Annotated in this window: 20 protein-coding genes; 3 read left to right on the forward strand and 17 right to left on the reverse strand. The window is 44.4% G+C overall.

Annotation, left to right across the window (positions count from 1 at the left end; genetic code table 11):
• Positions 1 to 125: 125 nt before the first annotated feature.
• From wecB to purC, 12 genes are all read right to left on the reverse strand, one after another.
• Entirely contained in the window at positions 126 to 1,226 is a 1,101-nt protein-coding gene (gene wecB, locus IGI77_RS10200) for a non-hydrolyzing UDP-N-acetylglucosamine 2-epimerase (protein WP_395997870.1), read from the reverse strand.
• Between the two features lie 121 nt (positions 1,227 to 1,347).
• Positions 1,348 to 2,325, reverse strand: coding sequence for a GMP reductase (guaC, locus tag IGI77_RS10205; RefSeq protein WP_005230038.1), 978 nt, complete (start codon positions 2,323 to 2,325; stop codon positions 1,348 to 1,350).
• 210 nt (positions 2,326 to 2,535) lie between these two features.
• Entirely contained in the window at positions 2,536 to 3,450 is a 915-nt protein-coding gene (locus tag IGI77_RS10210; RefSeq protein ID WP_438769968.1) for an aldo/keto reductase, read from the reverse strand.
• A gap of 169 nt (positions 3,451 to 3,619) precedes the next feature.
• Positions 3,620 to 4,906, reverse strand: a complete 1,287-nt coding sequence (gene purD / locus IGI77_RS10215) for a phosphoribosylamine--glycine ligase (RefSeq protein WP_159161004.1) — start codon at positions 4,904 to 4,906, stop codon at positions 3,620 to 3,622.
• A 16-nt stretch (positions 4,907 to 4,922) separates the two neighbouring features.
• Positions 4,923 to 6,458 carry a bifunctional phosphoribosylaminoimidazolecarboxamide formyltransferase/IMP cyclohydrolase gene (gene purH / locus IGI77_RS10220; protein ID WP_015509884.1) on the reverse strand — a complete coding sequence of 512 codons (1,536 nt, stop codon included), beginning with the start codon at positions 6,456 to 6,458 and terminating at the stop codon, positions 4,923 to 4,925.
• A complete protein-coding gene (gene purN / locus IGI77_RS10225; protein WP_438769969.1) occupies positions 6,451 to 7,035 on the reverse strand; it encodes a phosphoribosylglycinamide formyltransferase in 585 nt (194 codons plus the stop codon). Before purN ends, purH begins: the two co-directional genes overlap by 8 nt.
• Positions 7,032 to 8,078, reverse strand: a complete 1,047-nt coding sequence (gene purM / locus IGI77_RS10230) for a phosphoribosylformylglycinamidine cyclo-ligase (protein ID WP_015509886.1) — start codon at positions 8,076 to 8,078, stop codon at positions 7,032 to 7,034. The genes purN and purM overlap by 4 nt, the downstream gene beginning before the upstream one ends.
• Positions 8,079 to 8,193: 115 nt before the next feature.
• Positions 8,194 to 9,618 carry an amidophosphoribosyltransferase gene (gene purF, locus IGI77_RS10235; protein ID WP_010749590.1) on the reverse strand — a complete coding sequence of 475 codons (1,425 nt, stop codon included), beginning with the start codon at positions 9,616 to 9,618 and terminating at the stop codon, positions 8,194 to 8,196.
• Positions 9,603 to 11,831 carry a phosphoribosylformylglycinamidine synthase subunit PurL gene (gene purL / locus IGI77_RS10240; RefSeq protein ID WP_197081988.1) on the reverse strand — a complete coding sequence of 743 codons (2,229 nt, stop codon included), beginning with the start codon at positions 11,829 to 11,831 and terminating at the stop codon, positions 9,603 to 9,605. Before purL ends, purF begins: the two co-directional genes overlap by 16 nt.
• Entirely contained in the window at positions 11,824 to 12,501 is a 678-nt protein-coding gene (gene purQ, locus IGI77_RS10245; RefSeq protein ID WP_010749588.1) for a phosphoribosylformylglycinamidine synthase subunit PurQ, read from the reverse strand. Before purQ ends, purL begins: the two co-directional genes overlap by 8 nt.
• Positions 12,498 to 12,770 carry a phosphoribosylformylglycinamidine synthase subunit PurS gene (gene purS, locus IGI77_RS10250; RefSeq protein WP_010749587.1) on the reverse strand — a complete coding sequence of 91 codons (273 nt, stop codon included), beginning with the start codon at positions 12,768 to 12,770 and terminating at the stop codon, positions 12,498 to 12,500. The genes purQ and purS overlap by 4 nt, the downstream gene beginning before the upstream one ends.
• Entirely contained in the window at positions 12,761 to 13,486 is a 726-nt protein-coding gene (gene purC / locus IGI77_RS10255) for a phosphoribosylaminoimidazolesuccinocarboxamide synthase (protein ID WP_081116641.1), read from the reverse strand. The genes purS and purC overlap by 10 nt, the downstream gene beginning before the upstream one ends.
• A gap of 214 nt (positions 13,487 to 13,700) precedes the next feature.
• On the opposite strand from purC, the gene IGI77_RS10260 reads away from it, so the two are divergent.
• From IGI77_RS10260 to pbp4, 3 genes are all read left to right on the forward strand, one after another.
• Complete coding sequence (locus IGI77_RS10260; RefSeq protein WP_438769970.1) at positions 13,701 to 14,135, forward strand: hypothetical protein; 435 nt, start codon at positions 13,701 to 13,703, stop codon at positions 14,133 to 14,135.
• A gap of 100 nt (positions 14,136 to 14,235) precedes the next feature.
• Complete coding sequence (locus IGI77_RS10265; RefSeq protein WP_016611021.1) at positions 14,236 to 14,841, forward strand: DUF1054 domain-containing protein; 606 nt, start codon at positions 14,236 to 14,238, stop codon at positions 14,839 to 14,841.
• Between the two features lies 1 nt (position 14,842).
• Positions 14,843 to 16,891, forward strand: coding sequence for a penicillin-binding protein PBP4(5) (gene pbp4, locus IGI77_RS10270; RefSeq protein WP_438769972.1), 2,049 nt, complete (start codon positions 14,843 to 14,845; stop codon positions 16,889 to 16,891).
• A gap of 50 nt (positions 16,892 to 16,941) precedes the next feature.
• On the opposite strand, the gene purB is transcribed toward pbp4, so the two are convergent.
• From purB to IGI77_RS10295, 5 genes are all read right to left on the reverse strand, one after another.
• Positions 16,942 to 18,240: an adenylosuccinate lyase gene (gene purB / locus IGI77_RS10275; RefSeq protein WP_438769973.1), complete on the reverse strand. Its 1,299-nt coding sequence runs from the start codon at positions 18,238 to 18,240 to the stop codon at positions 16,942 to 16,944.
• A 13-nt stretch (positions 18,241 to 18,253) separates the two neighbouring features.
• Positions 18,254 to 19,381 (reverse strand): 5-(carboxyamino)imidazole ribonucleotide synthase, encoded by a 1,128-nt coding sequence (gene purK / locus IGI77_RS10280; protein WP_015509893.1) that lies wholly within the window; start codon positions 19,379 to 19,381, stop codon positions 18,254 to 18,256.
• A complete protein-coding gene (gene purE / locus IGI77_RS10285; protein ID WP_010749580.1) occupies positions 19,365 to 19,853 on the reverse strand; it encodes a 5-(carboxyamino)imidazole ribonucleotide mutase in 489 nt (162 codons plus the stop codon). The genes purK and purE overlap by 17 nt, the downstream gene beginning before the upstream one ends.
• Before the next feature lie 329 nt (positions 19,854 to 20,182).
• Positions 20,183 to 21,487, reverse strand: coding sequence for a nucleobase:cation symporter-2 family protein (locus IGI77_RS10290; protein WP_010749579.1), 1,305 nt, complete (start codon positions 21,485 to 21,487; stop codon positions 20,183 to 20,185).
• Positions 21,487 to 22,068, reverse strand: coding sequence for a xanthine phosphoribosyltransferase (locus tag IGI77_RS10295; protein ID WP_010749578.1), 582 nt, complete (start codon positions 22,066 to 22,068; stop codon positions 21,487 to 21,489). Before IGI77_RS10295 ends, IGI77_RS10290 begins: the two co-directional genes overlap by 1 nt.
• Positions 22,069 to 22,120 lie beyond the last annotated feature (52 nt).

Genomic DNA, 22,120 nt, shown 5'->3' on the forward strand with positions numbered 1-22,120 from the left:
TCAACGAAAAAATGGAAACGGCGTTCCCGCAGGTTTCATGTATATAAAAAGACAGCCATGTAACAAACAGCTGCCTCTTTCTCTATGTTCCCCTATACTGGGAGAATTATTATTCACTCTAGCTCTCACGAAAAATGATCGGCTAAAATTTGCAGGATTCGCTGGCTTGCTTTCCCATCGCCGTATGGATTTTCTGCATGTGCCATGGCATTGTAAGCTTCTGGATCTTCTAGCAGTCGCTTTGTTTCTTGATAAACCGCAGCTTCAGACGTACCGATCAGTTTTAACGTACCTGCAGCAATGCCTTCGGGGCGCTCTGTTGTATCTCGCAAGACCAAAACAGGAACGCCTAATGACGGTGCTTCTTCTTGGACACCACCGGAATCCGTCAAAATCAAGGTACTTTGATTCGCAACGTTATGAAAATCAATGACATCTAAAGGCTCAATCAACGTAACATTTGCTAGTTCCCCAAGAATCTCCTGAGCAATCCCTCGGACTTGGGGATTCTTGTGCATAGGGAAAACCAATTTGATCGTTGGCTTCTCCTTTGCGATCTGTGCTAAAGCACGAAAGACCTGCTGCATCGGAGCACCTAAGTTTTCTCGACGATGCATTGTTAGTAGGATCATGGTTTGATCTGCTGCGGAAAGTTCTGGATGCTGGTATTCCTCCGAGATCGTATAACGCATCGCATCAATGGCGGTATTACCTGTTACATAAATCGCAGCCTCATTGCGGTTTTCAGCCAGCAGATTTTTTTTGCTTTGGGAAGTTGGCGCAAAGTAAAAATCAGCTAAGACATCGATCAACTGACGATTGGCTTCCTCTGGATAAGGAGATTTTTTGTTCCATGTGCGCAAACCGGCTTCCACATGCCCCACAGGAATTTGCTGATAAAAGGCGGCCGTCGCGGCTGCATAAGCGGTGGTCGTATCCCCATGAACCAGCACGATATCAGGAGTTTCTTTTTGCAGGATCGGTTCTAGATCCAGTAAAACTTTGGTGGTGATCCCTGTCAAGGTTTGCCCTAAAGTCATAATATCCAGATCATAGTCTGGTGCGATCTCAAAAACCGTTAATACTTGATCCAACATTTCTCGATGCTGCGCCGTCACCACAACGATCGATTCAAAACGCGGGTCGTTTTCCAATTCCTTTACTAGTGGCGCCATTTTGATGGCTTCCGGTCTGGTACCGAACACTGACATCACTTTGATTGTCATTTGGTCACCCGCTCCTCTACTCTTCATTGCTTCTATTATAACGAAGAAAACAGAAAAACAAAATGGTTCTTCTTACAAAAAAAGAAACGACCAATAGAAGGTCGCTTCTTTAGTATCCTGTTTAGATCGTATCTCCATTAAAAATCGAATTTTTCACGATTACGTAATCCACTTTACGAATCGATTCTAAATCTTTTCCACCTGCATAAGAGATCGATGACTGCAAGTCTTGCTGCATTTCAACTAACGTGTCTTTCAAAGAACCTTTGTATTGAATCCAAATTTTCTTTCCTTCCACGTTTTTCTTTTCGCCTTTTTGAAATTCCGATGCAGAACCAAAGTATTCTTTCATCACAACACCGTTTTCTACTTTCGTTTCACCAGGTGATTCTTCATGACCTGCAAACAATGAACCGATCATGACCATTGTTGCACCGAAACGGACAGATTTAGCGATATCGCCGTGTGTCCGAATGCCGCCATCTGCAATGATTGGTTTGCGAGCAGCTTTGGCACACCAGCGTAGTGCTGCTAACTGCCAGCCGCCAGTTCCGAAACCAGTTTTGATTTTTGTGATACACACTTTCCCAGGTCCAATGCCGACTTTCGTTGCATCTGCACCAGCGTTTTCCAATTCACGAACTGCTTCTGGCGTTCCAACATTTCCAGCGATCACAAACGTTGCTGGCAAATGCTTCTTGATATGTTGGATCATATTGATCACGGCGTTTGAGTGGCCATGAGCAATATCGATCGTAATAAAATCAGGAACAAGCTCTTTGTCAGCTAGTTCTTCCACAAAGGCATATTCATTTTCTTTGACACCTACGCTGATAGAAGCAATCAAGCCACGGCTCTTCATTTTTTTGATAAATGGAATCCGTGCTTCTTCATCAAAGCGGTGCATAATATAAAAATAGCCATTTTCAGCTAAAAATTCTGCGATCGAATCATCAATAATCGTTTGCATATTTGCAGGAACGACAGGCATCTTAAAAGAGTGTCCGCCTAATGTCACCGTGGTATCACATTCTGAACGGCTGTTCACGATACACTTGTTAGGAATCAGTTGTATATCTTCGTAATCAAAAACTTTCATGTCAAACATAAAAATATCCTCCAAATCTTACTAAGAGTGAAGCAAGCATCAAATGGCCTCAGCCTATTTTTAACGCCCACAACAATTTAAACCACCTAGAAGTGAAATACAAGCTTTTTAGAAATACTTTTTGAAAAAAAAGGATGAATGTTCGTCTTTTGCGAACATTCATCCTTATAAGTACTGAAAAAAACGGGATTTACTAATAAATTACGGCAAGATGTTTCCTGCTGCTTTATACACCTCATACCATTCATGGCGGGTCAATACGATCGAAGATGCTTGCGCGATTTCTTCGATCCGATGTGGGGTCATCGTTCCAGCAATCACTTGCATGTTTGCAGGGTGACGTAAGATCCACGCAGAAGCAATACCTGTTGGTGTCGTTTGATACTTGTCCGCTAGTTCGGTCAATTTTTCGTTCAACTCTGGGAATTTCTCGTTACCGATAAAGACACCTTCGAAGAAACCATATTGATACGGAGACCAAGCTTGGATCGTCATCTCATGCAAGCGAGAATATTCAAGAATTTCTCCATCATGATCGACACTACCAGCATCCGTCATGTTGACATGAATTCCTTGATCGATCATTCCCGTATGCATGATCCCGAATTGCAGCTGATTCGCTACTAAAGGTTGGGAAACATATTTGTTCAACAATTCGATTTGACCAGGTTTTTGATTGCTGACACCGAAGTATTTCACTTTGCCGTCTTTTTCTAATTGATCAAAGGCAGCTGCCACTTCTTCTGGTTCAAACAAAGTGTCAGGGCGATGCAATAGTAGCGCATCCAAATGATCGGTTTTCAAACGCTGTAAACTACCTTCCACGGAAGAAATGATATGCTCTTTCGAAAAATCAAACATTTCACCTGGAACGATGCCACATTTTGATTGAATGAACAACTCTTCTCTTTTGGCATCCGTTTTTGCTAACGCTTCCGCAAAAATCGTTTCACACTCCCCGCGCCCATAGATATCGGCATGGTCAAAAAAGGTAATGTCATTTTCAATCGCTGTCGTCAATACTTTCACTGGGTCTTTGGCATTGTTGATTCGCATCAAACCTAAAATCACGCTAGATACTTCTAAATCAGTGGGACCGAATTTAATTTTTTTCACGTAAAGTTCCTCCTTATTTAAACTACATTCTTATTTTAGCACAACAAGATGAAAACGCTACACCAACGTCAAAAAAACCTCCTATAAAATGAAAACCACCAGCACAACCGATTGGTTCTACTGGCAGTCATCCTTTACTTTCAATTTGCATTACGCATTGAAACGTTCTTTACTTCATCGCCTTTGATGAGTTGCTATAGTGTAAGGCTTTGTCACCAATGTCATTTCGATAAAACAAACCCGACAAAGGCAATTTATTGATTGCTTCATAGACGTTCTTTTGGGCAGTAGCTAAATCCTCGGCTGAAGCTTCCACAAGAAAAACACGACCACCAGCTGCCGTCAAATCGCCTTGATCAGCAGTCTCCTCCACTCCTGCATAAAAGAATTGTGTTCCTTCTCCTTGAGGAGATGGAACAGGCATTCCTTGCTGATACTTGCCAGGATATCCTTGCGATGCAATCACGACACCGATCGAAGCCGCTTGATTCCAGCGGATCGCGGGCTCTCGATCCTGCAAGAGATCATCAATGATCTGTGCCAGGCTACTATCTAAACGACTTAACACGACTTGCGTTTCTGGATCACCAAAACGAGCATTAAATTCAATGACTTTCGGTCCGTCATTAGTAGCAATCAGACCTGCATAAAGAATACCAGTAAATGGTGTCTGATTACGAATCATCCCTTTTGCTGCAGGAAGTAAAACTTCTTTGACCGCTTGATCGACCATTTCTTGCGGAATCTGCGGTACTGGTGTGTACGCCCCCATACCTCCTGTATTCGGCCCTAAATCGCCATCAAACGCACGTTTATGGTCTTGCGCAATGACCATTGGATAGACGGCTTCGTCCTTAACAAACGCCAAGAGCGAAAACTCTTCGCCAGCCAAAAACTCTTCGATCACCACTTTTGCACCACTTTCACCAAAAGCATTTTGCTCCAGCATCGCTTCGACAGCTGCATTCGCCTCATCAACGGTTTCAGCAACAACTACGCCTTTGCCTGCCGCTAAGCCATCAGCTTTGATAACGATCGGTGCACCTTTAAGTTGGATATATGCTTTTGCTTGCGCACTATCTGTAAAGCTTTGATAGTCAGCTGTTGGAATGTGATTGGCACGCATCAATTCTTTGGCAAACTCTTTTGATCCTTCGATCATCGCTGCTTGTCGATTGGGACCAAAAATTTCCAAGCCCGCCGCCTGAAAATCATCTACGATGCCATTTAGTAATGGAACTTCTGGACCAACGAAGGTCCAATCAACCTCCTGCTCTTGAGCAAAAGCAATCAAACCTTCATGATCGGACTCTTCAATTGCGACTGTCACGATCCCGTCTTTTCGCATTCCAGGATTGCCCTTTGCACAAAAGACTGTTTCAACTTGAGGGTCTTGCAGAAACTTTTTTGCGACGGCATGTTCTCTGCCACCACTACCAATAACAAGTATTTTCATCGTCTTCTCCTATTTCTTAGTGTTTAAAATGACGAACACCAGTAAAGACCATCGCCACACCGTACTTATCTGCCATGTCGATCGATTCTTGATCTTTGATACTACCACCAGGTTGAATAATCGCTTTGATTCCTTGTTGTGCTGCATATTCGACACTGTCATCCATCGGGAAAAAGGCATCGCTTGCCAGCACTGAACCAGCCAATTTATTGTTTTCACGGGCTTGTTCCACAGCGATTTTCACTGAACCAACGCGGTTCATCTGACCAGCACCGATCCCGACGGTTTGCTGTTGATTGGCTAAAACGATCGCATTGGACTTCACGTGTTTCACCGCTTTCCAAGCAAATGCCAAGGCTGCGATTTCTTCTGGTGTCGGCTGTCTTTTGGTCACCACGGTCCAATCTGCTGGTGACTCCATTTGATCGTCTGGTTCTTGCACCAATAAGCCCCCAAGGACAGAGACAACTTCTGGCTGTTTGGCTGCTTTTTCGAAATCAACAACCAGCAAGCGCAGATTTTTTTTCTTCGTTAGGATTTCAAGTGCTCCTTCTTCAAATGCAGGTGCAATAATGATCTCAAGAAAAATCCGCTGCAGCTGCTGCGCAGTTGCCACATCAACTGGACGATTTAAGACGATAATCCCGCCAAAAATCGACACTGGGTCTGCTTCGTAAGCTTCTTGGAAAGCTTCAGCAATCGTTTCTCCACTTCCGATTCCACATGGATTCATGTGCTTTAGGGCTACTGCAGTTGGCTCTGTAAATTCTTCTGCGATCCGTAAGGCAGCGTCAGCATCTTTAATGTTGTTGTAAGACAATTCTTTGCCGTGGATTTGTTTTGCGCTGGCAATCGAATAGGGCACGGGTAATGCGTCTTGATAGAAGGAAGCTTTCTGATGACTATTTTCACCATAACGCAATGTTTGTTTCAAAACATAGGTTTTCGTCAAGTTCTCCGTTTCTGTTTCGGCCACCGCTTTGGTCAAGTATTCACCAATCAAGGCATCGTAGGCTGCGGTATGACGGAAGACTTTGGCAGCTAATTTCTTTCTTGATGCCAACGTCGTATTGCCTTCCTTCAGCTCAGTTAAAACCCAGTCGTAATCCTTGGGATCAACGACAACAGTTACTGAGGCATGGTTTTTCGCCGCAGAACGCAGCATGCTTGGTCCGCCGATGTCGATATTTTCGATTGCGTCGGCTTCTGTGACATCAGGCTTGCTGATCGTTTCTTTAAATGGATAAAGATTGACGACAACGAGGTCGATCGGTAAAATACCGTGCTCAGCCATTGCCTCCATATGAGAAGGCAGATCACGTCGCCCTAACAGACCACCATGCACCCGCGGATGTAGCGTTTTTACCCTACCGTCCATCATTTCAGGAAATTCTGTGATCGCTTCGATGCCGATCGGTTGAAGCCCTGCTTCCTCCAAGACGGTTTTGGTCCCGCCAGTTGAAATGATCTCAAATCCTAAATTGGTCAATTCTTGGACAAATGGTACCAGTCCTTCTTTGTCAGACACACTGATTAATGCACGTTTATTCACGATTTGATAGCCCCTTTTCCACAATTTCAGCTAAAACAGCTGGATAGATTTGGTGTTCCACTTGATGAATTTTCTCTGTCACACTTGTTAACGTATCGTCGGTGTCAATCCGAACGATTTCTTGGGCAATGATTGGCCCTGTATCAATGCCAGCATCGACATAATGAACCGTAACCCCCGTCACTTTCACGCCATAAGCGAAGGCATCGGCAATCCCAGATTTGCCTGGGAAGCTCGGCAACAACGAGGGATGGATATTGATGACTCTGCCTTCATAAGCGGATAATAGGGTGTTCCCGATGATCCGCATATACCCAGCTAAAACAATAAAATCGATGGCATGATACTGCAATTCTTCGATCAATTTCCTTTCAAAGGCTGCTTTTGACGCAAAAGCCGCTGGCTCCAAGACAAGCGTTTCATAGTCTCTTGCGCGGGCTTTTTCTATCACTGGCGCTGCAGGTTTATCGGAAAAGACCAATCCGATCTGCGCCCCTTTGATTTCATTAGCCTGGATCGCATCGGCGATCGCTCTAAAATTGCTGCCCGTTCCAGAAGCAAAGACGGCGATCCTCATCGGACTGCCTCTTTAAAGCAGACAGCTTCGTTGTCACGTTTCGTCACTTTACCGATCCGATATGCTGGTTCTTCATTGGCGGATAGAAGCGCCATTACTGCCGCAACATTTTCTGGCGCAACGGCTAAGACCATACCGATCCCCATGTTGAAAATCTCGAACATTTCTTGGTGAGGAATCGCGCCATGAGCAGCGATCAGATCAAATATCGGCAACTGCGGCCAAGTGTCTAAGGAGATTTCTGCCGCCAGACCTTCAGGCAGCATCCGCGGGATATTTTCAACAAATCCGCCACCAGTGATATGAGAAATTCCAGCTAGCAATCCTTCTGTCAATAAAGGCTTCAATGCATCCACGTAAATTCTCGTTGGCGTCAATAAACTTTCTGCAAGTGTTTGGTTGCCAAGTTCTGCAAATGTTTCTGCTCCTGTATAGCCATGCTGTTCAAAAAAGACTTTTCTGACTAAAGAGTACCCATTCGAGTGAATGCCTGATGAAGGCAAACCAATCAGCTCATCGCCTTCTTTGATGGTTTCTCCAGTGATCAAGCGACTTTTTTCGACGATTCCTACGGCAAAGCCAGCAAGATCATATTCTTCTGGTTGGTACATTCCCGGCATTTCAGCGGTTTCCCCACCAATCAGGGCAGCACCCGCTTGCACACAGCCCTCTGCGACACCAGCAATGATTTGTTCGATCTTTGCAGGATCGTTTTTACCGACTGCAACATAGTCAAGGAAGTAGATAGGTTCTGCCCCTTGAGCGACGATATCATTCACGCACATTGCGACGCAATCAATGCCGATCGTTGTATGCTGTTCTTGCTGGATCGCCAATAAAAGCTTAGTTCCTACACCATCTGTCCCAGAAACGAGTACTGGTTCTTTCAATTGGTACGATGATAAGTCAAAACAGCCACCAAAACCCCCGATTGCCCCCATCACGCCTAGACGTTCTGTTCGTTTCACATGCTTTTTGATCCGTTCGACTACTTCATAACCGGCTTCGACATCGACACCGGCTTTTGCATATGCATTTGCCACGTTCGTTCCTCCTCAATCATTCATCCGCTTTTCTTCATTCAGCTCATTCGTCGTTAACGCAAGTAAACCAGCGGTCCTTCACTGCTTCGTTTGAAAAACCATTTTTGCCTACAATTTATTCAGCTAAAGACGCGAGATAGTTTTCTTCATAATCATACAAAGGGGTTGGATAATCGCCATTGAAATAGGCCATACACAATCCTGAGTAAGGTGCGTCAAAATCTAAACCGATCGCTTCGATCAACCCGTCTTCACTTAAAAAGGCCAAAGAATCTGCTTCGATTTTTTCACAAATCTCAGCTTCCGTATATTTGGCTGCGATCAATTCTTTTCTCGTTTGAATGTCGATCCCGTAAAAACACGGATAGCGCAAAGGCGGCGAACCGATACGTACATGAACTTCTTTGGCACCTGCTTCTTTTAGCAGTTGCACGATACGGCGGCTGGTGGTTCCTCGGACGATCGAATCGTCGACTAGAATCACTCGTTTGCCTTCGACTACGCCACGAACAGCTGAGAGCTTCATCCGTACACCTTGTTCCCTTAACTCCTGCGTCGGTTGAATAAACGTTCGTGCGATGTATTGATTTTTTACTAAGCCTAATTCATAGGGAATACCTGAAGCTTCTGCATACCCGCTGGCAGCAGATAAGGATGAATTCGGTACACCAATGACCATATCCGCTTCGATCGGCGCCTCTTGTGCTAAGCGACGGCCCATATTTTTACGGGCACGATGGACGTTGACGCCAGCGATGTTGGAATCAGGACGGGCAAAATAGATAAACTCCATCGAACATATCGCGGGTTGTACTTCTTGGGTATACTGTTCAATTTGAATGCCTGCATCATCAATGATCACGACTTCGCCTGGTCGGACATCACGAATAAATTCCGCACCGATGACTTCCAACGCACAGGTTTCTGAAGCCACCACATAAGCACCATTGACCATTTTCCCGATTGACAATGGCCGAAAGCCATTGGGGTCTAGTGCTGCGATCATGGCATTTTCGGTCAGTAAAAGGTACGCAAATCCACCTTTAACTTGATTTAATGCCTCCTTGACCCGATCCATAAAAAGCGGTTCTTCGCTTCGACGGATCAAGTGCATGAGAATCTCTGTATCGGAATTCGAGTGGAAAATCGCACCAGCCTTTTCTAAGGATTTCCGTAGACTTTTCGCATTCGTCAAGTTGCCGTTATGAGCTAAGCCAATCTGCTGATCAAAAAATTTGAATAAAAATGGTTGAATATTATCAACGCTACCATTACCAGCAGTTGCGTAACGAACGTGACCAATGGCAGCATCTCCTGTCAGACGCTGGAGGACACGTTCATCCGAAAAGACTTCCGCTAGCAACCCTAAATCACGGTGGCCATTGAGTTTCCCCGCATCATTCGTGACGATCCCTGCACCTTCTTGGCCGCGATGTTGCAAACTGTGTAGTCCGAAGTAGGTGACACGAGCGGCATCTGGATGACCCCAAACACCAAAAACCCCACATTCCTCGTTGAGGCTCTTTACTTCATTAAACATGGAATGGCTTCCTCCCATTTCAATTTCGCCTCAGTAAGGGGCATCTCGATCGTATCATCTTGTGCTTGCATGCGAATCTGGCCATCAGCAGTCACTTCCCCGATCGCTGTTGCAGCAGCGCCTACCAGCGCTTCAAAAGCTGCTTGCTTATCAGGTGCGACTGAAAGCACAAATCGGGATTGGGTTTCTGAAAACAATTGTGCTGCTGGCAATGACACGGTCACATTTAGACCAAAGCCCTTGTCAAAAGCGGATTCGGCTAAAGCGATCGCTAAACCACCTTCGGCACAATCGTGGGCACTTTGAACAAGACCTGCTTGGATCGCTGCGGTAACCAATTGTTGGTTCATTTTTTCTGTTTCAAGGTCAAAGGACATTAAACGCCCAGCGATCTTTCCTGTCTGCAGTTTTTGCAATTCAGACCCATTGAAGTCAGCATGGGTTTCCCCTAGGACATAGATCAGATCCCCCGCTGCTTGGAAATGCTGCGTCGTGATATGCGCCAGCTCTTCGATCAATCCGACCATCCCAATTACCGGCGTTGGATAGACCGATTGTCCGTCCGTTTCGTTGTATAAGGAGACGTTCCCAGAAATGACTGGTGTCTCTAGCACACGACAAGCTTCTGAGATCCCGTCAGCAGCCGTGGATAACTCCCAGAATCCTTCTGGTTTATCTGGCGAGCCGAAGTTAAGGCAGTCAGTGATCGCCAATGGACGCCCACCGGAAGCGACGATATTTCGAGCAGCTTCTGCAACTGCGATCTGTCCGCCGACTTCTGGATCTAAGTACAGGTAACGAGCATTACAGTCAGTCGTCATCGCCAAGGCTTTATTGGTTCCCTTGATTCGTAAAACAGCGGCATCACTGCCGGGTCCTACCACGGTATTGGTACGAACTTGCGAATCGTAGGTTTCAAAAATCGAGCGTTTTGAAGCGATCGTCGGCTGCTGCAGTAGATCGGCAAATACAGACGTTGCTGAATGAATCACTGGAACAAAGTCTGGTGTTTCCTTAAACACTTTGATCCGTTTCGGTTCTGCCATTTCTTTGTAGTAAGTCGGCGCATCTTCAGCTAAAGCATCTACTGGCAAATTAGCGACTTCCTGTCCGTGATGGAACAAACGATAGTTGCCATCATCTGTTACTTCACCGATCACGACGGCTTCTAGATCGTATTTCTTAAAGAGTGCTTCCACTTCAGTTTCATGTCCTTTTTTGACACAGATCAGCATCCGCTCTTGAGATTCTGACAACATCATTTCATAAGGCGTCATATTGGTTTCTCGTTGTGGAACATCATCTAACGTTAAGCGCAACCCTGATCCGGCTTTTGATGCCATCTCGGCACTAGAAGAAACCAATCCAGCAGCACCCATATCTTGAATTCCGACTAAAATGTCCGAATGATCCACGATCAATTCCAAACAAGCTTCCAACAAAAGTTTTTCCATAAAAGGATCACCGACTTGTACGGCGGAACGTTGTTGTTCTTCACCTTCGACAAATTCTTCCGATGCAAAAGTCGCCCCATGTATCCCGTCGCGTCCTGTTTTTGCGCCGACATACATGATAGTATTTCCAACACCTTTGGCCTGCCCTTTTTGAATATCCTTGTGAGCAATGATCCCTACACACATCGCATTGACTAATGGATTGCCTTCATAACAAGGATCAAATGCCACTTCACCACCGACGGTCGGAATCCCAATACAGTTGCCATAGCCACTGATCCCAGCAACGACTTCTTCCAAAAGATATTTCGTTCTTGGATTATCTAACTCACCAAATCGTAAGGAGTCTAAAACAGCAATCGGTCTTGCACCCATACTGAAGATGTCGCGGATGATCCCACCAACACCAGTTGCTGCTCCTTCATAAGGTTCCACCGCAGAAGGATGATTATGGCTTTCCGCTTTAAAAACGACGGCTAGATCATCGCCGATATCCACGATACCCGCACCTTCGCCAGGTCCTTGCAGTACTTGCGGCCCTTCTGTCGGGAATTTCCGCAAAACAGGTTTGGAATTTTTGTAAGAACAATGTTCACTCCACATCACTGAAAAGAGTCCAGTTTCGGTATAGTTCGGTAAACGTCCCAAAATATCTTCTGAGATCATCCGATACTCTTCTTGGGTCAATCCCCATTGCTCGTATAATTTCGTGTCTTTGATTTCTTGTGGTGTAGGTTCTTTTACGATCATTTTATCCATTTACCGGCACCTTCCCAAAATTTTTCAATAATGAAGCAAAAAACTTCTTGCCATCTTCTGAGCCTAATAAGCTTTCCATCGCTCGTTCTGGATGAGGCATCATGCCTAGAACATTGCCAGCTTTATTACAGATACCAGCGATGTTGTGTAGGCTACCGTTGACGTTATCTTCATAACGGAAAACGATTTGATTGTTGGCAACCAATTCCTGATAAGTCGTTTCATCACAATAATAATTGCCCTCACCATGAGCGACAGGAAGCGTAATGACTTGATCCGTTTCATATTCAGAAGTAAAAGCTGTTTGATTATTCACTTGCAGACGGACCGGTTTGCAAATAAAATGGAGTGATTCATTTCTTTGTAAAACCCCTGGTAACAAGCCCGCTTCCGTTAAAATTTGAAACCCATTGCAGGTACCAAAGACAGGTTTGCCTTCATTTGCCAGACGAATGACCTCTGACATGATCGTTGAAAAACGGGCGATCGCTCCACATCTTAAGTAATCACCATAAGAAAATCCTCCTGGAAGCAAAACACCGTCAAAACCGGCTAAACTGTCTGCATCATGGCGCACATATTCTGCTTCTGCCCCCATGATATCTTTGATTGCCCACATCAAATCAACATCACAATTTGATCCAGGAAAAACGATCACTGCAAATTTCATAGGGCCGCTTCCTCCATTTGAACCATTTCATAACGGTAGGTTTCCATATTGACGTTTGCCAAAAGCTTGTCGCAGATCGCTTCGATTTCTTCTGCTACAGCTGCTTGTGTTTGATTGTTTGAAGGTGTCACTTTGATTTCAAAGTATTTCCCGATCCGAATATCACTGACATCTTGATACCCCAAGCGATGAACCGCTCCTTTCACAGCTTCCCCTTGAGGGTCTAAAACAGATTCCTTATAGGTTACATAAACTTTGACTAAATACATGCTGAATTCTCCTTTTCTAAACGATTTAAGACTTCTTCATAAACAGGAACGATGTCCCCTAAATCACGTCGATAAACATCTTTATCAAGATGCTCATTTGTCCCCATATCCCATAAACGACAAGTATCTGGTGAAATCTCATCAGCCAGAAGCAACTCGCCCTTTTTGGTTTTGCCGATCTCGATTTTAAAATCGATCAAGCGAATGTTGATGTTCGCAAAGATTTCCAGTAACGCAGCGTTGACTTGCAGCGCCAATGTTTTGATCTGGTCCAGCTCCTCTTCTGAGGCAAGCCCTAGATAAAACACATGATCATCATTGATAAACGGATCATCCAAGCGATCTTCTTTGTAGTAAAACTCTACGATCGGCTTTGGCAGTTTGGTTCCTTCTTCGATGCCCAAGCGCTTTGAAAAACTACCAGCAGCCGTGTTGCGAACAACGACTTCTAAAGGAATCATGGTGACAGCTCGAATTAATTGTTCGTGTTTAGACACTAATTGAAGAAAGTGACTTGGGACGTTTTTGTCGGCTAGCCGCTGAAAAAGATGCGCAGTGATCTGATTGTTCAAGGCACCCTTTCCTACAACGGCATCTTTCTTTTGACCATTCAATGCAGTAGCTTGATCCAAATAAACGACTCTCAATACATCCTCTTCGTTGGTTTTAAACAATTTTTTGGCTTTTCCTTCATAAAGAAGCACTTCTGATTCCATAATCCACCTCAGTTAAGTAATATTTTTCACATAGCGATGACACACATCTTTATTTGCTTATTATTCTAACAACGCAGAAAAAGCGGGTCAACGATTATCTGTACATTTACATATTAATAAACACGAATGTTCGCTTTTTAACCAGTTGGTTGAAAGCAGATTCCTCTTTAGAAGCAGCGAATGATTTATAAAGCGTTTACAATATCCTTTTTTCATGCTATATTTAGGTCGTATTGTAGCTACATTCAAGGAGGAGTACTATATGTGGTCGCTAAAGAATCGTGCTGAACTTTTTTTAGCTCATTTATCAGACAAAGAAAAACAACAGCTCCATAACGAATTATTGGCCGTGCAGCAAATCCTTTCCATCAACCAACAAACAAGTTTCTATTTATTCAGTCCCTTCAAAAAAGGGGCGCGCCCTCATTATACCGAAGAACAAAAGCGTGTTCTACAATTTCAAAATGAACGCAATGACGAATTGATTATTCATCAAATCCATCGCCAAAGCTTATTTAAACATACGTATTCTTTTCGGATTTATTTTAATTTAGAAGAAATAGACTTTTCTTTCTTGGATGATCTTTTGCATCTTTTGAAGGAACAAAGCCAGACACCAACGTTTAAATTGAGTCCAGCGGCAAATTGACTGAGTATCCTTCAATAAAAAAAGGTAAAATAAACAAAAGCCCGTAATTTATCGGGCTTTTTTTGTTATACTATTTTCAGACAACAGAAAGGATACGATTATGCTATTTACGAAACAATCATTTGATGCTTTTTCTTTAGAAACGTTAGACGAACGAATGGAAAAAATCCGTGCCGAGATTCAGCCGATTTTTCAAACGATCGGTGAGGCAGCGATCCCATTAATTGAAGAAAGCTGCCAAGAGCCTTTTTATTTGCATATTGCTCAGCACCGACGCAGAACCGTCTACCCTCCTGCCGAAACCTGGGCAGGGATCGGTCCGAACAAACGAGGCTATAAAATGGATGCCCACTTTCAAATTGGGATCAATCAAGCGTATGTCTTTGTTTGGCTCAGCGTGATCGATCAACCGAAAAATCAGGCAACGATCGCTGAATCCTGGTTGGCCCAAAAAGAATTATTCGATCAATTACCAGCTGACTTTACACTTTCTCCTGATCACACAAAATACGACCACCACCCTATCGCCATGTGGCCAACCTATCTGGAACGATTGAAGAAAGTCAAAAAAAGCGAGCTTCAAATTGGAAAGATTTTTCCGAAAGAAATGATCGAAGACGTTGAGATGGCGGATATTTTAGCAGTTTATCAAACGCTGTTGCCGCTTTATCATGCCCGTATGACGGCTTTGAAGGAGGAACAATAATATGTCAGAAAATCGGCGCTCTCGCAACGAAAAGCCAGCGAAAAAGCCCAAGCGCTTCGTCTGGTTGGCACTTCCTGCCGCCTTATTGGTACTAGGCGGCGGCTATTATGGTTATACCGTCTATCAGGATCGGCAAGAAGAAGCCGCTGCTAAAAAAGCCCTCACTTCCTTTATCGACGCTTTGGCCGATCAGAAGTACAGTGACTTGCCTGCCTTCGTGTCTGAAGACAGTTTAACATCAACCGGCTTTACCGCAGACGAAGTCTCTGCAAAATACGAAGCGATCTTCACTGGTATCGGTGCTGAATCATTTAAAGCCTCTGGGATTGAGGTAACTCCTAATGACAAGGATTCCGATCAATTCAATTTCCAATACAACGGTTCCTTGACCACCTCGTTAGGTGAATTAACCGAGCTTTCTTATAGCGGCACGATCACTGTAGCTGATAACGAAGCCAAGATCGATTGGTCCCCTCAGTTGATCTTTCCAGGAATGGAGGGACAAGACAAAGTCAGTATTTCCGTAGATAATGCCACTCGCGGTGAGATTCTCGACCGAAACAACGAACCACTAGCAGAAAATGGCACGCTTTATCAGTTAGGCGTCGTTCCGGGGCAACTGGGCACGGGAGACGAAAAAAACGCCAATATCAAAGCGATCGCGGAACGTTTCGACCTGACAGAAGAAGCCATCAATCAAGCGTTGGGGCAATCTTGGGTTCAAGATGAGTTGTTCGTCCCCTTGAAGATCATCGAACCAACGGATGAGATGCCAACTGGAACAAGTTTAAAAGAAACGACTGGACGCACTTACCCACTTGGGGAAGCTGCCGCCCAACTGATTGGTTACTTAGGAAATGTAACAGCGGAAGATATCGAAAAAGATGAAACACTAGCAAGCAACGGACAAATTGGTCGTAGTGGTCTGGAAGCTGCCTTCGATAAAGAGTTGCGAGGAGAAAACGGCGGAAAAATCGCCATCACAGATGAAGATGGTGCTGAAAAAGTCGTCCTGTTAGAAAAAGAACGCGCAGATGGCAAGGATATCCACTTGACCATTGATGCCCAAGCCCAAAAGACGGCGTTTGACTCCTTACAAAACCAAGCAGGAGCAACGGTCGTTACCGAACCCAAAACTGGCGATCTGTTGGTACTTGCCAGCTCGCCAAGTTATGATCCCAATAAAATGACCCAAGGGATCTCACAAGAAGATTATGATGCGTATGAACAAAATGAAGACCTGCCTTTCATCAGCCGCTTTGCTACGGCCTATGCACCTGGTTCGACCTTTAAGGCCATCACTGGTGCGATTGGCTTGGAAAATGGCACGATCGATCCTACGCAGAGTATCGCGATCGATGGATTGAAATGGCAAAAAGATAGCTCGTGGGGCGACTACTTTGTGACGAGAGTTACTGATGTAGCTTCTGTGAATCTCAAGGATGCACTGGTATACTCTGATAATATTTATATGGCGCAACAAACCCTATCTATGGGCGAAGATGCCTTTCGTGACGGCTTGTCGAAGTTGATTTTTGGTGAAACATTGGATTTACCGATCGCGATGAATCCTGCTCAAATTTCAAATGAAGACTCCTTCAATTCGGACATTTTACTGGCAGATACCGGCTATGGCCAAGGAGAATTGTTAATGAATCCAATCCAGCAAGCGGCTATTTACTCCGTCTTTGCCAATCAAGGGAAGCTGGTCTATCCCCGTTTAGTGAAAGAGGCAGAGCAAAAAGACAAAGAAGTCTTTAAAGCAGAAACGATCGATCAAATCAATCAAGATTTGACCGCCGTTGTTTCCGATCCAAACGGAACTGCACATTCCTTGGCAGCATTAAACATTCCATTAGCTGCTAAGACAGGAACAGCTGAAATCAAAGAAAAGCAAGATGAAAAAGGCCAGGAAAACAGCTTCTTATTTGCCTTTGATTCGCAAGACCAAGGATTTCTGATGGTCTCCATGCTAGAAGATCGCCAGGAAAACCAATCAGCAACTGGTTTAGCACCTGAACTATTGACCTACTTAGCTGAACATTATTAAAAAAAAAGCCGCAACCTTCAGACAAGGATCTGAAGGTTGCGGCTTTTTTCTTATTCGGCTAAACCGACACGTTCAAAGATCGTGTCGACTTGTTTTAAGTGATGGTTGTAATCAAACGCATCGTCTAAGTCTGCTTTGGACAACACATCCGTAATGGCTGGATCAGCTTCTAATAGTGGACGGAAATCCGTTTGCTCATCCCAAGCTTGCGCTGTTTTTGGCTGAACCAAGTCATAGGCTTGCTCTCTTGTCATACCGTGATCGATCAATTTCAACATCACTCGTTGGCTGTAGATCAATCCAAAGGTCGCATTCATATTGCGCTTCATATTCTCTGGGAAAACAGTCAGATTTTTGACGATATTGCCAAAGCGATTCAGCATATAATCGATCAAAATCGTCGTATCCGGAATAATGATCCGTTCTGCCGATGAATGTGAGATATCCCTTTCATGCCACAGTGAGACATTTTCATAAGCTGTCACCATATGGCCGCGAACGACTCGTGCAAGTCCCGCCATATTTTCAGAACCGATTGGGTTACGCTTATGGGGCATGGCAGAAGAACCTTTTTGACCTTTTGCGAAGAATTCTTCAACTTCTCGGGTTTCTGATTTTTGTAAGCCCCGGATTTCGGTTGCAAATTTCTCAATGCTAGTTGCGATCAACGCCATTGCAGAGAAATACTCTGCATGCAAGTCACGAGGTAGTACTTGTGTGGAAATATCTTGCGCACGAATCCCTAATTTTTCACAGACATACTCTTCGACAAACGGTGGAATATTTGCAAAGGTTCCAACTGCTCCGCTGATCTTTCCTGCTTCGACCCCTTTTGCTGCCCGCTCAAAACGCTCGACATTGCGTTTCATTTCCGCATACCATAAGGCTAATTTCAAGCCAAAGGTCGTTGGTTCCGCATGTACACCATGGGTACGTCCCATCATTACGGTATGTTTGTATTCTTTGGCTTTTTCACCAATGATCATCACAAAACGATTTAAATCTTCCCGAATCAAGTCGTTGGCTTGTTTCATCAAGTAGCCATACGCAGTATCAACAACATCCGTCGACGTCAAGCCGTAGTGGACCCATTTACTTTCATCACCTAAAGATTCAGAGACTGCTCGGGTAAAAGCAACCACATCATGTCGCGTTTGCGCTTCGATCTCTAAGATACGGTCGATATCGAAGGTTGCTTTTTCACGAATCAAAGCAACATCCTCTTTCGGTATCTCCCCTAGTTCCGCCCAAGCTTCATCCGCCAATATTTCTACTTCTAACCACGCTTGGTAACGGTTTTGATCGGTCCAAATAGCACCCATTTCTGGTCTTGTGTAACGCTCTAACATGTTATTATCTCCTTTAATCCCAAATATTGGTTTGATAGATTTCTTCAGTGGTCTCTGCGATATCTTCTGTCAAAACAGTGATATGACCCATTTTACGCCCGGTTTTCGCTTCTTCTTTGCCATAGTAATGGAATTGCCAAGCAGGTTTTGTGGCAATCAACTCATACGTTTCTGTCAATTCATCGCCTAAGACATTGACCATGACTGCTGGTGAAAGCAATGACACTTCTGGTAATGGCCAGCCACAGATCCCCCGGATATGGGCATCAAACTGACTCATGGAACAAGCTTCGATCGAATAGTGACCAGAATTATGCGGTCGCGGTGCCAACTCATTGACATACAAGCCGCCACTTTTAGTCAAGAACATTTCGATGGCTAAAACGCCTTGCAGATCCAAGGCCTTCGCAATAATATGAGCGATCCGTTTGGCTTCTTCGGCAACTTCTGGATCAATGCGCGCAGGAGCGATCGTTTGATGCAAAATATTGTTGCGGTGGATGTTTTCTACCACTGGGAAAGTGGTAAAGGTTTCTCCATTACCAGCAACTAAAATCGACAATTCTTTTTCAAAAGGAATCCACGCTTCTAATTCGCACGTCCCTTCACGCAGTAAGTTCATCGAAGGCGCTAAGTCCGCGGTACTGTATAACACGTGCTGCCCTTTTCCGTCATAACCGCCTCTAGTCGTTTTTAACACACAGGGATAACCGATACTGTCGATGGCATCTTGGATATCCGTTGGACTGATGATCGTGGCATAAGGTGCAATCACGATATTGTTAGCCTCTAGAAATGACTTTTCTAATAAACGGTCTTGAGTGATTGCTAACAGGTCAGTCCCTTGAGGGATATGGGAATAAGGCAAAATGGAATTCAATGCCTCGACACTGACATTTTCGAATTCATAGGTGATCACGTCGGCACGTCGTGCCATTTCTTCTAAAGCAAACACATCATCGTAGGCAGCAACAATATGCCAATCAGCGACTTGGGCTGTTGGACAATTGGCAGTAGGGTCTAAGACGCCAACCCGAAAGCCCATTTCTTTGGCACTCATTGCCATCATACGACCTAGCTGTCCTCCGCCAACGATTCCGATCGTTGCGTTGGGCATTAAAGGTTTAATCAAGTTGATCACTACTTTCCAATACAATTTCTTTTAATGTATTTCTTCGCGCGTTTAATTTCTCCGCTATCTCTAAATCATACATGGAAAGCATCTGCGCTGCAAGTAGTCCTGCGTTAGTTGCGCCAGCTTTTCCGATCGCTGTTGTTGCCACTGGTACACCAGCTGGCATCTGCACGATCGATAGTAGGGAATCCAACCCGTTTAATGCGCGAGATTGTACAGGCACACCAATGACGGGCAACGTTGTTTTCGCTGCGACCATTCCTGGCAAATGAGCTGCTCCCCCTGCTCCTGCGACAATGACTTTGATTCCTTCTGCACGAGCAGTTTCGGCAAATTCGAACATCAAATCTGGTGTACGATGTGCCGAAACGACTTTTTTCTGATAAGGTATCGCTAACTCATCTAAAATCAAGCAGCACTCCTTCATTGTTTCCCAATCTGACTTGCTCCCCATAATCACTGCAACTGCTGGTTTCATTTGATTTTCCCTCCAACGATTTTTTACTAGTTTCTTCTGAAACAAGCTCAGAAGTATTTTCTCACGAAATTAGTTTGTTAGCAGCAGTTTGTCACTGCGACCCAACGCCCCTTGCATAGCACGTTATGACTAACAATCACTTTCCCCTTTAAATAGTAACGAGTTGCCGGAGCAATGTCAAAATATTTTCGAACTATTTGCTAGTTTAACTTTGTATCGTTCGTTTTTATGGCTAAGAAAACCATTCAGTCTTTCTGTTTGGCAGGAAAAAGACAAATAAAGGAACAATACAAAAAATCCAGACGAATCCTCGTCTGGATCAAATCAACTTACTGTTGCAAGCTCAATTCCGTCACTTCGTCTGTTTCTTTCGGCAATCCGTTGAAGAACAGATTCAAAACAATGGCTGTCAAACTACTCATGACGATTCCATTGCCTGTAAACATTTGGACGGTTTCAGGCATCTGACTGAATAAGGTTGGCATCATATTGAACCCTAAACCAAAACCGATCGATACCGCAATCACTAACAAGTTCTTGTCATTCATAAAATCAACTTTGCTTAGCATTCGCATCCCTTGAACAGCGACCATGCCAAACATCACTAACATGCCGCCTCCCAGTACTGCTTCTGGAATGATTTGCGCAATGGCACCGACTTTTGGAAACAGCCCTAATACGATCAAAAAGATAGCTGAAAAGAAAATCGGGCGTCGCGTCTTAATACCTGAAAGTTGAACTAAACCTACATTTTGTGAAAATCCAGTATAAGGAAATGTATTGAAGATCCCCCCAAGGATCACCGCCAAGCCTTCCGCACGATAGCCGCGCTTTAAGTCATTGCCTGTAATCGGTTTTTCAGTAATATCTCCCAGCGCAAAATAAACACCAGTGGACTCTACCAGACTCACGATGGAAATAATGATCATCAAAACGATCGACCACAGATCAAAGGTTGGTAAGCCGAAATAAAAAGGCTGAGGCAAATGAAACACAGGCGCATGGGCGATGGCAGAAAGATCCACCAATCCTAAGAGCGCTGCTAAAATGGTCCCACCGATCAAACCGATCAAAACGGCAATCGAGCGAATAAAGCCTTTCCCAAAGACCTGCACCCCAATGATCAAGGCAATCGTCACAAAGCCTAACAATAAATTCGTTGGATCACCAAAGTTAGCAGCTGCAGCATCGCCGCCACCGATTTTAGTGATGGCGACTGGAATCAAGGTCAAGCCGATGACGGTAATCACGGTTCCCGTCACCAATGGGGGAAACAAGACTTTGATTTTCGAAAAAATGCCAGCGATCAGAACAATGAAAATCCCAGCGGCAATGATCGCTCCGTAAATCGCACTGATCCCTGATTTGGTGCCAATCAAAATCAATGGGGAGACAGCTTGGATGGCACAGCCTAAAACGACTGGTAGGCCGATCCCGAAAAAGCGGGTAACAACTAGTTGCAAAAGCGTAGCGATTCCGCACATGAAAATATCGATCGAGATCAAATACGTCATCTGAGCTTCATTGAAGCCCAGACCTGTTCCAATCAACAAAGGAACGGCAACAGCTCCTGCATACATCGCTAGCAAATGTTGCAAGCCTAAAACTGCTGAACGGCTATTCGTTTCTTTCATTAGGCATCTCCTTCTAAAAAGCTGACTTGTCCCTCAGACAATGAGGCGATCCGTGCTAGTGAAACAACAGGAATCCCCATTTCTTCAAGTAATTGTCGACCACTTTGGAATGATTTTTCAATCACGATACCGATACCGACGACGTTGGCTCCTGCTTGTTGACACAGTTCGATCAAGCCTTTTGCTGCTTGTCCGTTTGCTAAAAAATCATCAATAATCAAGACCGTATCCTCTGAAGACAAAAATTTCTTGGAAATCGATACTTGGCTGGTCACTTGCTTGGTAAAGGAATAGACAGATGCAGTCAGCAGCTCTTCATCCATTGTCAAACTCTTTGCTTTACGGGCAAAGATCATTGGTACTTGTAACTGTTCTGCAGTATAAAGGGCTGGTGCGATCCCTGAAGCTTCGATGGTCACTACTTTTGTGATGCCGCTTCCTTGAAACCGTTCCGCGAAGACTGCACCGATTTCTTTCATCAACTCATAATCCACTTGGTGGGTCAAAAATTGGTCCACTTTAAGAACCCCTTCGCCCAGCACATTTCCGTGTGTTTTGATACGCTCAACTAATTTTTCCATCCTAGCTCTCCTCGTTCCTTTCTATTCCATCCTGAAAAAAAAGACACTCTTT

Origin of the sequence: Enterococcus sp. DIV0213h (genome assembly GCF_051711285.1) — a bacterium.
GTDB classification, from domain to species: Bacteria; Bacillota; Bacilli; order Lactobacillales; family Enterococcaceae; genus Enterococcus_D; species Enterococcus_D casseliflavus.

Bases quoted from the DNA above. Each gene is read 5' to 3' on its own strand.
- wecB (WP_395997870.1), bottom strand. From the start codon at position 1,226: ATGACAATCAAAGTGATGTCAGTGTTCGGTACCAGACCGGAAGCCATC.
- guaC (WP_005230038.1), bottom strand. From the start codon at position 2,325: ATGAAAGTTTTTGATTACGAAGATATACAACTGATTCCTAACAAGTGT.
- purD (WP_159161004.1), bottom strand. From the start codon at position 4,906: ATGAAAATACTTGTTATTGGTAGTGGTGGCAGAGAACATGCCGTCGCA.
- purN (WP_438769969.1), bottom strand. From the start codon at position 7,035: ATGAGGATCGCCGTCTTTGCTTCTGGAACGGGCAGCAATTTTAGAGCG.
- purF (WP_010749590.1), bottom strand. From the start codon at position 9,618: ATGTTTAATGAAGTAAAGAGCCTCAACGAGGAATGTGGGGTTTTTGGT.
- purL (WP_197081988.1), bottom strand. From the start codon at position 11,831: ATGGATAAAATGATCGTAAAAGAACCTACACCACAAGAAATCAAAGAC.
- purQ (WP_010749588.1), bottom strand. From the start codon at position 12,501: ATGAAATTTGCAGTGATCGTTTTTCCTGGATCAAATTGTGATGTTGAT.
- purS (WP_010749587.1), bottom strand. From the start codon at position 12,770: ATGTATTTAGTCAAAGTTTATGTAACCTATAAGGAATCTGTTTTAGAC.
- purC (WP_081116641.1), bottom strand. From the start codon at position 13,486: ATGGAATCAGAAGTGCTTCTTTATGAAGGAAAAGCCAAAAAATTGTTT.
- IGI77_RS10260 (WP_438769970.1), top strand. From the start codon at position 13,701: ATGCTATATTTAGGTCGTATTGTAGCTACATTCAAGGAGGAGTACTAT.
- IGI77_RS10265 (WP_016611021.1), top strand. From the start codon at position 14,236: ATGCTATTTACGAAACAATCATTTGATGCTTTTTCTTTAGAAACGTTA.
- pbp4 (WP_438769972.1), top strand. From the start codon at position 14,843: ATGTCAGAAAATCGGCGCTCTCGCAACGAAAAGCCAGCGAAAAAGCCC.
- purB (WP_438769973.1), bottom strand. From the start codon at position 18,240: ATGTTAGAGCGTTACACAAGACCAGAAATGGGTGCTATTTGGACCGAT.
- purE (WP_010749580.1), bottom strand. From the start codon at position 19,853: ATGAAACCAGCAGTTGCAGTGATTATGGGGAGCAAGTCAGATTGGGAA.
- IGI77_RS10290 (WP_010749579.1), bottom strand. From the start codon at position 21,487: ATGAAAGAAACGAATAGCCGTTCAGCAGTTTTAGGCTTGCAACATTTG.
- IGI77_RS10295 (WP_010749578.1), bottom strand. From the start codon at position 22,068: ATGGAAAAATTAGTTGAGCGTATCAAAACACACGGAAATGTGCTGGGC.